12 protein-coding genes are annotated in these 11,721 nt (G+C 38.2%); 11 read left to right on the top strand and 1 reads right to left on the bottom strand.

The features are described from left to right. Window positions 1–277: 277 nt before the first annotated feature. The gene (locus J7E81_RS08020) at window positions 278–1,042 is read right to left on the bottom strand and encodes a nuclease-related domain-containing protein (RefSeq protein ID WP_251028526.1); all 765 of its coding nucleotides are present in this window, start codon (window positions 1,040–1,042) and stop codon (window positions 278–280) included. Between the two features lie 241 nt (window positions 1,043–1,283). Here J7E81_RS08020 and J7E81_RS08015 point away from each other — a divergent pair, with 241 nt between their 5' ends. From J7E81_RS08015 to rpiB, 11 genes are all read left to right on the top strand, one after another. Beyond that, window positions 1,284–1,973, top strand: a complete 690-nt coding sequence (locus J7E81_RS08015) for a FadR/GntR family transcriptional regulator (RefSeq protein WP_215041638.1) — start codon at window positions 1,284–1,286, stop codon at window positions 1,971–1,973. A 225-nt stretch (window positions 1,974–2,198) separates the two neighbouring features. Next, window positions 2,199–3,224, top strand: a complete 1,026-nt coding sequence (locus tag J7E81_RS08010; protein WP_215041637.1) for a zinc-dependent alcohol dehydrogenase — start codon at window positions 2,199–2,201, stop codon at window positions 3,222–3,224. Between the two features lie 120 nt (window positions 3,225–3,344). Further along, window positions 3,345–4,676, top strand: a complete 1,332-nt coding sequence (locus tag J7E81_RS08005; RefSeq protein WP_215041636.1) for an MFS transporter — start codon at window positions 3,345–3,347, stop codon at window positions 4,674–4,676. Window positions 4,677–4,934: 258 nt separating this feature from the next. After that, the gene (locus J7E81_RS08000; RefSeq protein WP_215041635.1) at window positions 4,935–5,786 is read left to right on the top strand and encodes a transketolase; all 852 of its coding nucleotides are present in this window, start codon (window positions 4,935–4,937) and stop codon (window positions 5,784–5,786) included. Beyond that, window positions 5,786–6,739, top strand: a complete 954-nt coding sequence (locus tag J7E81_RS07995; RefSeq protein ID WP_215041634.1) for a transketolase family protein — start codon at window positions 5,786–5,788, stop codon at window positions 6,737–6,739. The genes J7E81_RS08000 and J7E81_RS07995 overlap by 1 nt, the downstream gene beginning before the upstream one ends. 23 nt (window positions 6,740–6,762) lie before the next feature. Then, on the top strand, window positions 6,763–7,521 hold the full coding sequence (locus J7E81_RS07990; RefSeq protein WP_215041633.1) for an SDR family NAD(P)-dependent oxidoreductase: 759 nt from the start codon (window positions 6,763–6,765) through the stop codon (window positions 7,519–7,521). A gap of 51 nt (window positions 7,522–7,572) precedes the next feature. Then, window positions 7,573–8,301, top strand: coding sequence for a FadR/GntR family transcriptional regulator (locus tag J7E81_RS07985; RefSeq protein WP_215041632.1), 729 nt, complete (start codon window positions 7,573–7,575; stop codon window positions 8,299–8,301). 341 nt (window positions 8,302–8,642) lie between these two features. After that, the gene (locus J7E81_RS07980) at window positions 8,643–9,971 is read left to right on the top strand and encodes an MFS transporter (protein ID WP_215041631.1); all 1,329 of its coding nucleotides are present in this window, start codon (window positions 8,643–8,645) and stop codon (window positions 9,969–9,971) included. A gap of 67 nt (window positions 9,972–10,038) precedes the next feature. Next, window positions 10,039–10,995: a 6-phosphofructokinase gene (gene pfkA, locus J7E81_RS07975; protein WP_215041630.1), complete on the top strand. Its 957-nt coding sequence runs from the start codon at window positions 10,039–10,041 to the stop codon at window positions 10,993–10,995. A gap of 69 nt (window positions 10,996–11,064) precedes the next feature. Continuing rightward, on the top strand, window positions 11,065–11,208 hold the full coding sequence (locus tag J7E81_RS07970) for a GapA-binding peptide SR1P (RefSeq protein WP_215041629.1): 144 nt from the start codon (window positions 11,065–11,067) through the stop codon (window positions 11,206–11,208). 28 nt (window positions 11,209–11,236) lie between these two features. Further along, window positions 11,237–11,704 (top strand): ribose 5-phosphate isomerase B, encoded by a 468-nt coding sequence (rpiB, locus tag J7E81_RS07965; protein WP_215041628.1) that lies wholly within the window; start codon window positions 11,237–11,239, stop codon window positions 11,702–11,704. Window positions 11,705–11,721 lie beyond the last annotated feature (17 nt).

Here is an 11,721-nt window from a genome sequence, read left to right as displayed (position 1 = left end):
GCCCCCAGGGTAGACAATAGAGCCTATTAACGACCGAGCAAGAGAAAAAGGAGCCCCCAGGGTAGACAATCGCACCATAGTAATTGCAATAGCTGACACATTAACTTACTAAAAAGTAAACCGCTTTTTATTCATAATAGGACCATTGACCAAAGCCTTTCAACGTATAGTTTTCTTTAAGGATTCGACTAATTTGCTTCTTAGACTCAATCACCTTATTCCATTCATAAACTCTATTTGTAGGGATTTTGAAATCAGGAAAAAGCAACGCTAACTCCTACATGGATCGTAAGACGGCTGAATCGACCGTTTCCTCGTGGCCGCATGTAGGACAAACGATCTTCTGCTTCGCCTCCAAAACAGAAAATCCCGTGTGACACACTGAGCAAATTATTCCCTTATTCAATTGATTATAGGTATAAGAGGGGAAACGAGAATAAGGAGAGTCCGTTTGATGCATCGAAATTAACTGATCAGCCAGTATTTTATGGCGATTTGATAGTCTTGACGGAATATCGTTTAATTTTTTCATAAGGCTATTAAGCTGAGTGGGGTGAATAATAGGCTCGTTTATTGGGGCTTGATATAAAGTAAAATTGGGGTTAACGAAGGTTACATACCCTTCAATCGGTAGTTGAAAGCCAAGATTTCTAAGTATTGGACATAGTAGGGAATTACACCGTTTTAATTGATCCAAGGGATTTTTAATTTCTTCTTTTGATAATCTAGGATAGAAATTTCCTGATTCATACCTATAATCACCTTCATAGTTTTTCACTTCAAATAGGTAGATCATTAGCTGAGAAATGATCAAGGTATCAATTTGAAAAAATGATTTATTATGCTCAAGGCATAAATCATTTAAGATGTATAAATCATCTTGCAGCTTTGACGTTAGCTGGTCAAAGAGCAGCTCACCCTGGTATCCTTTTTCTTGGTAATCATAATGTTTCTTGTCTTTTGGTAATAATCCCATTCGTGCGTTTAAAGAGCTCAGGATTCTTAATTCTTTTGACTTTTGACGCGTCTTATAAGGATGCATATCAGACTTCCCTTCTTATTATTAAAATACTCCACTTAATTTTACAAAAAATGACTAAATAAGTGTTTGAATACTTTATTAACATTGATAGAATAATCGGCTAAAAAGTGAAAAATTAAGAATTGGATTATACCTTCAAACTATGAAGTTCATTGCCCTTTTGAATAAATAACCTTATAATTAAACATGTCTAATTACTCACTTAGAATACAACGTACGAATCAAAAATGAGGTGATTATTATGAATTTTAATCCTGTATCCAGCAAGAAATTATATATGCAAATTTATAACCAAATTCTTTCAGAAATCCAGTCGGGTTCATTTAAAATAGGTGATAAACTGCCAGCTGAAAGAGAACTATGTGAAATGTTCGGTGTAAGTCGTGCCCCTATTCGACAGGCCCTAAGCGCTTTGGAGTTAAATGGAATTATTTATTCCCGTCAAGGCGAAGGTGTTTATGTGAAAAGCAATCAACTTGCGACAGATCAATCCTTCTTTAAATCCATCACACCTGAAGAGATTGTTGAGGCTAGAATGAACATCGAGCCACTTATTGTTAAATTTGCAGCCCAAAGAGCAACGGATGAAGACATAGAGGAGCTTCGTTCAACCATAAAACAGATGGAGGACGAAACAAGGGCTGGCATATACGTACCAGAAACAGACGAGAAATTACACAGTGGTATTGCAAAGGCGTCTCATAATGATTTATTTATCAACATCATGGCTGCTATTATCAATGCGATGAAACAACAGGAAATGTGGACATTTATTCGAGATCGGACCGTAACTCGGCCAGACTACCGGGATGTTAATTTCAGAGAACATCAATTGCTTATTAAAGCGATTGAGGATCGCAACGAAAAAGAAGCCGTGGAAATTATGACGAACCATATGCAAAATTTATATGATCGGTATTGGAAGGAATAGATAAACTAACCTTTCGAAACTGTATAGTACCAATATTCCAAATTCCCCATGAAAAAGAATCATGGGGAATTTTTTTATTTTCTAGTAGTCCACTGGTATTTATGAAAATGCTTACTTTTCTTATTGACAAACAAAATCAAGAAAAGTATAGTAAATACATAACATCTTAGTAGACAAGTGGACAAGAGGACAAGTAAGTGGAAAACATTAAAAAAGGAGGATATTATGAGAGCAGCAGTCATCGATAAACCATTTTCAATCGGATTACAAAAGGTAAATTCACCGGTAATAAAGCATGCTAATGAGGTCAAAATTCAAGTGGTGGTAACAGGAATTTGCGGATCAGAAATTCATGCTTACCACGGTACCCATCCTTTTCGAATCCCGCCCGTTATATCAGGACATGAGCTTGCAGGGGTGGTTGTAGAAACAGGGTCAGAAGTCAAGGGGGTCTCAGTAGGGGATCGAGTTACAGTGGAGCCTCAATATGGATGTGGGGTTTGCAGATCTTGCAAAGCTGGAAGTTACCATATTTGTAAAGAAAAAAGAGTGTTAGGTACACAAGAATGGATCGGCTCTTTCGGTGAATATATCGTAGTTCCGGAAAACACCATAGTAAAGTTACCAGATTCCATATCCAATGAACAGGGAGCTATCATCGAACCCCTTGCAGTAGGCGTTCACGCTGTTAGAAAGGCTGGAGTAGGTCCTGGGGATAAAATAGCGATTCTTGGAGCAGGCCCGATCGGTTTGGGTTTACTGATCGCTGCCAAAAACGCAGGTGTATCCAAGATCTACATAACAGATGCGTTGGATTATAATTTGGAAATTGCCAAAAGGATGGGTGCCGCATTTCCAATTAATACAAATCATGAGGATGCAGTTGAAAGAATAATGGAAGAGACAGATGGTGAAGGAGTAGATACCGTATTTATTGCTGTTGGAATTCAATCCGTTCTGAATGATTCTTTCAAGATCGTCAAAAGAGGCGGTAAAGTATCTGAAGTGGCTCTTTTTGGAAAAAAACCAGAAATTGATATTTCGTACATTCAAAATAAAGAGATCGAATTAATAGGCTCCAACATGTATGTGAGAAAGGACTTTGAGATTGCGCTTGAGGCCATTGCAGCTAATTTATTTGATACCTCTTTGTTTATAACAAAAGTTGTACCAATCGATGATATCACGGATGCTATGAATCTAGTTGACCAAAAGTTAGAGAATGTAATAAAGGTTTTATTGAAATTTTAATGTTCATATTATTGTAGCTTCGATCTTTTATAGAGAAAAAAGAGGGAATGAAACGTTTTTTAAAAGTGTTTTATGTAAGGGGTTGCAAGGATACTTGAGGGAATGATAGGAGGAATTATGTTGGATATACTTCAATTAGAACGTTCAACTACTAAAAAGGTTACGTTACGATTAATTCCGTTTTTATTTTTATGTTTTACGATATCGATACTAGATCGGGTAAATATTGGATTTGCAGCACTTCAAATGAACCAGGATTTAGGTTTTTCAAATGCGGTTTTTGGATTTGGGGCAGGGATCTTCTTCCTTGGTTATTTCCTTTTAGAGGTCCCGGGCAGTGCCATAATGACAAGAATTGGACCAAGAAAATGGATTAGTAGAATTATGGTTACATGGGCGATCATTGCCATTTTTATGGCGTTTGTAAAAACACCCATGCAATTTTATACAGCACGATTTCTTTTAGGGGTTGCTGAGGCTAGTTTTTATCCATGCATGGTATTTTATTTAAGCGGTTTTTATCAAACCAAACATCATGCAAAGGCAATTGCAGGATTTATGGTTGCTATCCCAGGTGCAAATGCATTAGGTTCACCACTTTCCACTTACTTACTAGGAGTCAACTGGTTAGGACTGGAGGGATGGCAATGGATGTTTATTATGGAAGCGATTCCGGCTGTGATTTTAGGTATCGTATGCTATTTCTATCTTGATGATAAAATTGAAGATGTCAAATGGTTAAATACAGATGAGAAAAAATGGTTAATTGATATTACAACAAAAGAGAAACTTCAAAAACAGGAAGTTAAGCACTACACTTTCTTACAGGCTTTAAAGGATCGCGACGTTTTAATCTTATCGATCGGATATTTTTGCTGGATGATTGGCTATTACGGTATTGTCATGTTTTTACCAACCATTTCTAAAGGTTTAACAGAAGCAACCTCCCTTAGTACTCAATCAATGGGTTGGGTTTTAGGGCTTATGTATGTTTGTGCGATGGTCACGATGATTCTAGTTGGTAACCACTCCGACAAAAAGAACGAGCGGCGCTGGCATGTGGCCGTATGCTTAACAACCAGTGCGGTTGCAATGGTCATTAGCAGTTTGGTTGCCAATACGAGTATTGTTTTATCATTTGTCTTTTTAACCATCGCCCTTTGTGGAGCATTTGGCGCATACTCTCCATTCTGGTCAATTCCTCCATCTTTCTTAACGGAAGCAGCGGCAGCAGGGGCGATTGCACTTATTAACAGTGTAGGAAATCTTGGTGGATTCTTTGGACCTTACATTGTTGGATATATTAAAGATCTAACAGGATCATTTAATGCTAGTATGGTTTTCTTAGGTGCCAGTTTGATTATAGGCTCTTGTATTGTGGTTTTCTTAGTGAAGCAGTCAGGCAAGGTTTTAAGTACAAATGACGAAAATAAATTAGAAAAGACTAGTTAAAAGTGAAATTCATCTATGTCTTGTAGACGGCTCAGACCTTCGGATAACACTCATTTGTTAACCGGAGGCTTTTTTGTCTATTAAAACAGATTTCTATGAAGAAAAGTTGGATTTTTATCGATTTACCAATGGAATAAATTTATATAAAAACCTTATTGACAAAAATGAAAACGGTGTTATACTGAGTTCATAAGTTAACTTAGTAGACAAGTAGACAAGAGGACAACAAGGTAATAGTAAATCTAAAGAGTTATCAAAATGAATGAGGTGACTGGTATGAAAGATGTTGGTATTGAAGAATTAAAGCAAAAGGCAATAGAGATGAGGAAAACCGCTCTCACGATGATTCACGAGGCACAATCCGGGCATCCAGGAGGCTCCTTATCTGCAGCTGATGTGGTAACGGCACTTTATTTTAGAGAAATGAACATTGATCCAAATAATCCCCAATGGGAAGATCGTGATCGGTTCGTGCTATCAAAAGGGCATGTTTGTCCGATCCAATATTCAGCCTTAGCTTTACGAGGTTATGTACCTTATGACACCATTTACACGTTAAGAAAGTTTGGTTCTCCATTCCAAGGACATCCAGATATGAAAAAGTGTCCAGGGATTGATATTTCGACAGGGTCTTTAGGACAGGGACTTTCTTGTGCAGTTGGAATGGCACTGGGAGGCAAAAGGGATTCAAAGACTTACCGGGTTTTCGCTATGTTAGGAGACGGAGAGTGTCAAGAAGGCCAAATTTGGGAAGCGGCACAAAGTGCAGTTAAGTATCAGTTGGATAATTTAGTAGTTTTTGTGGATGACAATGGGTTGCAAATTGATGGTACAACCGAAGAAATTATGCCAAACCAAGATTTAGAAAAGAAATTCCAGGCCTTTGGTTTTGAAACAAAAAGAATCAATGGACATTCGATGGAAGAGATTGTTGAAACACTAGATGAGATTCGCGACGCTAAAAATGGAAAGCCAAAATGTATCGTACTGAACACGGTAAAAGGTAAGGGAGTATCTTTTATGGAACATTCCGTAGGATGGCATGGTGTTGCTCCAAATGATGTCGAGTTTCTAAATGCAATTGAAGAAGTAGCAGGGGGGTTAAAATAATGAGCTTAATGGAAAAAGATATTGTCGTTAAAAAAGCGACCAGAGAAGCCTTCGGTGATGAAATTGTCCGTTTAGGGGAAAAAAATAAAAATATTTATGTGGTGGATATTGATATCGGTAAATCATGTAAGACTACAGCATTTGCAAATAAATTTCCAAATCAGCATGTAAATGTTGGTATAGCAGAACAAAATGGTGCTGGATTGGCGGCAGGACTTGCGACAACAGGTAAAATCCCTTTTGTAAGCACTTACGCAGTATTTGGTTCACTAAGAATGGCGGAGCAGATCAGACAGGAAATTTGTTACCCCAACCTAAATGTAAAAATTGCTTGTTCTCATGGCGGACTTACTCCAGCGAATGATGGAGCAAGTCATCAAAGTATTGAAGATATGGGGGTACTAAGAACCATTCCAAATATGACGGTCATTATGGGGGCTGACTATCATTCTACTAGAAAATTAATAGAACAAGCAGCTGAAATGTATGGTCCAGTCTATCTTCGTTTTACGAGAGATACCGTTCCGGTTCTATATGATGAAAATGAAGAATTTACGATTGGGAAAGCAAAGCAGATCAAAGATGGGGAAGATATCGCGATTATTGCAAACGGCGACACCGTCTATCTTGCCTTAGAAGCAGCGAAGCAATTAGAAAAAGAAGGTATATCTGTAAAACTATTAGATATGCATACGATAAAGCCTCTTGATCGAGAAGCGGTCGTTGACTGTTTGACTATTGGAAAAATCATTACAGTTGAAGACCATAATATTTTAAATGGTCTAGGAAGTGCGGTATGCGAAGTAGTTGCTGAAGAAGGCAAGGGAATCGTGCGAAGAATTGGGGTTCAAGATCAATTCGGGCAGTCGGCCCCATATGAAAAATTGTTAGAGCTTAATGGTATTACAATCGAAAATATTGTCACTACAGCAAAAGATCTAGTCAAAAACTAATACATTACCGAGGAGAGAGAAACATGTTTGAATTAGAAAATAGAGTAGCGATCGTTACAGGCAGTGGTTCAAAAAAGGGGATTGGACGCACAATTGCTTTAACCCTAGCCAAACAGGGGGCAGCAGTGGTGATTGCCGACCTTAATATGGATGGAGTTCATGAGGTCGTTAATGAGATTAAAGAAGCTGGCGGAAAAGCTTTAGGAGTTGAATTAAATGTAACCAGCAAAGAATCGAATGAGGCCATGGTAGAAAAAGTTCTGCAAACTTTTGGCCGAATTGATATCCTTGTCAATAATGCGGGGATTTCACAAAAGGTAACCGTTGAAGATATGACATATGAGGACATCAACCGAGTATTTAACGTAAATATGTTTGGATTGTTCTTATGCACGCAAGCCGTACTAAAAACAATGAAAGAACAAAAGTATGGCCGAATCGTAAGTCTTTCCTCGGTTTCCGCCAAACGAGGAGGCGGAGTATTTGGCGGGCCGCACTATTCTGCTTCAAAAGCTGCCGTATTAGGTTTTTCTAAGAACCTTGCCCGTGAAGTTGCTCTTGATGGAATCACCGTAAACTGCGTGGCACCAGGTCTTGTTAATACAGACATTTGGAAGTCCCTTCCTGAAGAGGAAGCAAAGAAAGTGATCGACGGAATTCCAATGGGAAGACCAGGTGAGACGGAAGAGATTGCGGCAACGATTGCTTTCTTAGTTTCACAAGAAGCATCCTACATTACAGGAGAAGAAATTGATATTAATGGCGGTTCACACATGGATTAATTTTATCCTTACTGTACAGGCATTCCAGTTAGGAATGCCTGTGTAATTTCTATGAGCACTGAGAAAGGAGTGGTTGTTATTAATTTTAATCCAGTGGCCAGTAAGAAATTATATATGCAAATTTATCATCAAATCCTTTCTGAAATCGAATTGGGTTCATTTAAAAAAGGTGATAAACTGCCTGCCGAAAGAGAGCTGTGCGAACAATTTGGTGTAAGCCGTGTTCCCATTCGCCAGGCCCTAAGTGCATTAGAATTGAATGGAATTATCTATTCCCGTCAAGGTGAAGGAGTTTATGTAAAAAGTAATCAGATTACATTTGATCATTCTGAATCCGCCATTTTTTTTAAATCGATCTCCCCGGAAGATATTGTTGAAGCAAGGATGGCGATAGAGCCTCTCATTATAAAATTTGCAGCTGAAAGAGCAACGGATGAAGACATCGAGGAACTTCATTCGACCATCGAAGAGATGAAGAAAGAAACGATGGCTGGTGTTTATGTACCAGAAACAGACCACAAATTACATTTTAGTATTGCCAAGGCCTCTCATAATGATTTATTTATTAACATTATGGCAGCTATAAGTAATGCAATGAAACAACAAGAAATGTGGGAATTTATTCGAGATCGTACGGTCACTCGGCCGGATTATCGAGACCCTAATTTTAAGGAGCATCAACTACTTATACAAGCCATTGAGGATCACAACGCAGTAGAAGCAGTCGAAGTCATGAATAAGCATATGAAAAACTTATATGACCGATATTGGAAGGATTAGACCTATTAAGTTACCAATCCTAAATCGTATTGACAACCCTTACATGCAAGGATATACTAAATGCAAATAAGGGAACTTAGTATACAAGTAGACAAAATATATAGGGAGCGACCATGCAGAAATTTTCTATTTATATAATAGAAATAGGAGAGTTGCCAGATCTATTTGTGTTGAAGAAGTCATTTTAAAGTTTTTTTAGAAGCGTTTGATGTATGGGTTTACAAAGGTTTATATCTTGCTTAGGGGAACTACTTTTTTTAGGAAAATTTTAATTCCCTGTAACCTTTAATGAGATGATGGCTTGGCATATGGAAGGGACAACAACATAAGGGGGAATTATTTTGGATCAACTTGCACTAGAGCGTTCCACTACTAAAAAAGTTACGTTAAGATTAATTCCATTTCTGTTTCTATGTTTTTCGATATCTGTACTTGATAGGGTAAATATTGGGTATGCTGCCCTGCAAATAAACAAAGATTTAGGTTTTTCAAATGCTATTTTTGGTTTTGGAGCCGGAATTTTTTTCCTTGGCTATTTCCTTTTAGAGGTACCGGGCAGTGCAATGATGGCAAAAATTGGACCGCGAAAATGGATTAGCAGGATCATGATTACATGGGGCATCCTTGCCTTTTTAGAAACTTTCGTCCAGACTCCCATACAGTTTTATACAGTACGATTCCTTTTAGGAGTTGCTGAGGCCAGTTTTTATCCATGTATGGTCTCTTATTTAAGCGGTTTTTATCAAACGAAACATCATGCAAAAGCGATTGCTGGCTTTATGGTGGCCATACCGAGTACAAATGCTATAGGTGCTCTATTATGTACTTTCCTGCTAAGCGTTAACTGGTTTGGTATGGCAGGATGGCAATGGTTGTTTATTTCTGAGGCCATTCCATCTGTAATCTTGGGTGTTATATGTTATTTCTATCTAGATGATCAAATTAAAGAAGTAAATTGGTTGAACAAAGAAGAGAAAAAATGGTTAATTGATGTTACAACTAACGAGAAACTTGAAAAGCAGCAAGTAAAACACTACACTTTCCTTCAAGCTTTAAAGGATCGTGACGTTCTCATTTTAGCAGCCGGATATTTTTGCTGGATGATTGGCTATTACGGAATTAACATGTTTTTACCAACTATTACAAAAGGTTTATCTGAAAAAATATCTATTAGTACTCAAGGTATGGGCTGGATTTTATTCCCTATGTATATTATTGCCATGGTGACGATGGTTCTAGTTGGCAACCGTTCAGATAGAAAGAATGAGAGACGCTGGCATGCTGCTGTTTGTTTAACCATAAGTGCGATTGCGATGATTATTAGCAGCTATATTTCCGAAGTAAGCATTATCTTATCATTTGTATTTCTAACCATTGCATTATGTGGAGCATTTGGAGCATACGCACCGTTTTGGGCCATTCCACCTTCTTTCTTAACTGGGGCTGCAGCTGGAGGCGCTATTGCCCTCATCAATAGTATCGGAAATCTTGGTGGATTCTTTGGTCCTTACATTGTGGGCTATATTAAAGATACAACGGGATCTTTTCATACTAGTATGGTTTTCTTAGGTGTGAGTATGATTATAAGTTCTTGTATTATTGTTTTCTTAGTAAAACAGTCTGGAAAGGTTCAAAGCAAGACTGTTCACGTCCTGAAAAGATCTAGTTAAGAAAATCTATCATTACAGGATTTAAACACTAAATATGATTCTGGATTACACATGAGGTGGATTGGTCATGAAAAAACTAGGGGTCCTAACAAGTGGCGGCGATGCCCCAGGAATGAATGCGGCGATAAGGGCAGTCGTCAAAGCAGCAAATCACTATCAAGTGGAAGTAATGGGGATAGAGGGCGGATTCCAGGGATTAATCGATGGTAAATTTCATCGCTTAACATCTCCAGAGGTAGAAGATATTGCCGATCGTGGCGGCACGATTTTAAAAACGTCGAGATCCTTAGAATTCATGGAGGAAACAGGACGAAAGAAAGCTTATAATCTATTGGAAAATCTGAATATAGATTCCTTGATTGTCATAGGTGGGGAAGGGTCTTTAAAAGGAGCCGAAAAATTACATAAACTAGGTATACATGTGATCGGGATACCTGGAACCATTGACAATGATTTAGCTTATACAGATTATTCAATCGGATTTGATACCACTTTAAATACGGTATTGGAGTGTATCGGTAAAATTAAAGATACGGACTGTTCTCATGATAAAACAACGATTGTTGAAGTAATGGGAAGATATTGCGGCGATTTAGCTTTATATTCTGCTTTAGCAGGTGGAGGAGAAATCATCTCTACTCCAGAAAGGCCACTAGATTTATATTCCATCTGTTCAAAATTACGTTTAAGAATGAATAATGGAAAAAATGATAACCTCGTCATCGTTACCGAAAGAATGTATGATTTGCAGGACTTGCAGGACTACATTGAAAAGAAGTTAAACATTCGTGTAAGAACTACCTCATTAGGGTTCATCCAAAGAGGGGGAAATGCATCAGCATTTGATCGGGTATTAGCAAGTAAGATGGGCGTTAAGGCAGTGGAACTGTTGATGAATGGACATTCGGGTCTAGCTGTTGGAATAAAAGAAAATAAAATGATTCATAAAGAACTGGACTGCGTAAATTCCGAGATAGCGGATAAGCAGGATAAATATAGATTACTAGAAAAGCTTTTAGGTTAGAAAAGTATGCGCTGTATTGTTGCTTGGATCAATAAGTTTTTAATAACAAAAATTTAGGGGGAAGCGAAAATGGGCGAGAAAATAATGGAAAAACAAGGTACGATTATCTGCCAAGTGTGTGAAGAAGTAATTGACGTGGTTGAAAGTACAGAAGGCGTGAAAACGTGGTATGGAATGTGTCAGGAATGTTCCGAGGGGAAGAAAGAAGAGTAACGTTAATGGACAGTTGGAGGGAAGTAAAATGAAAGTAGCGATTGCATCTGATCATGGTGGTATAAATATTCGGAATGAGATCATCTCATTGCTAGAAGAGATGAAAATTGAGTACGTAGATTTAGGGTGTGATTGTGACACCTCTGTTGATTATCCAGATTATGCGATTCCTGTTGCGGAAAAGGTAGCAAGTGGTGAAGTAGAACGAGGTATCTTAATTTGCGGCACAGGGATTGGAATGAGTATCTCGGCAAACAAAGTAAAGGGAATACGCTGTGCACTTGTGCACGATACATTTAGTGCTAATGCAACAAGAGAGCATAACAATTCCAATATCCTAGCTATGGGAGAACGTGTCATCGGTCCAGGCCTAGCCCGCGATATCGCAAAAATATGGTTAACAACCCCCTTTGAAGGCGGCAGGCACGCAAATCGGATTAATAAAATAAAGGAATATGAAGCGGGGGGACGGTTCTCTTGCTTCGTCCAAAGTTAAAACAAAACCCCCTTTCG

It is taken from the genome of Bacillus sp. ISL-18 (assembly GCF_018613415.1).
Taxonomy (GTDB): Bacteria; Bacillota; Bacilli; order Bacillales; family Cytobacillaceae; genus Neobacillus.
Note: the sequence above shows the minus strand (reverse complement) of the source record. Positions and strands in the feature narration are given on the sequence as shown.

What these genes read in the sequence shown, in the direction of transcription:
- J7E81_RS08010 (WP_215041637.1), top strand. Translation starts at nt 2,199, where the DNA reads ATGAGAGCAGCAGTCATCGATAAACCATTTTCAATCGGATTACAAAAG.
- J7E81_RS07985 (WP_215041632.1), top strand. Translation starts at nt 7,573, where the DNA reads ATGAGCACTGAGAAAGGAGTGGTTGTTATTAATTTTAATCCAGTGGCC.
- J7E81_RS08000 (WP_215041635.1), top strand. Translation starts at nt 4,935, where the DNA reads ATGAATGAGGTGACTGGTATGAAAGATGTTGGTATTGAAGAATTAAAG.
- J7E81_RS08020 (WP_251028526.1), bottom strand. Translation starts at nt 1,042, where the DNA reads ATGCATCCTTATAAGACGCGTCAAAAGTCAAAAGAATTAAGAATCCTG.
- J7E81_RS07970 (WP_215041629.1), top strand. Translation starts at nt 11,065, where the DNA reads ATGGGCGAGAAAATAATGGAAAAACAAGGTACGATTATCTGCCAAGTG.
- J7E81_RS07995 (WP_215041634.1), top strand. Translation starts at nt 5,786, where the DNA reads ATGAGCTTAATGGAAAAAGATATTGTCGTTAAAAAAGCGACCAGAGAA.
- pfkA (WP_215041630.1), top strand. Translation starts at nt 10,039, where the DNA reads ATGAAAAAACTAGGGGTCCTAACAAGTGGCGGCGATGCCCCAGGAATG.
- J7E81_RS08015 (WP_215041638.1), top strand. Translation starts at nt 1,284, where the DNA reads ATGAATTTTAATCCTGTATCCAGCAAGAAATTATATATGCAAATTTAT.
- rpiB (WP_215041628.1), top strand. Translation starts at nt 11,237, where the DNA reads ATGAAAGTAGCGATTGCATCTGATCATGGTGGTATAAATATTCGGAAT.
- J7E81_RS07990 (WP_215041633.1), top strand. Translation starts at nt 6,763, where the DNA reads ATGTTTGAATTAGAAAATAGAGTAGCGATCGTTACAGGCAGTGGTTCA.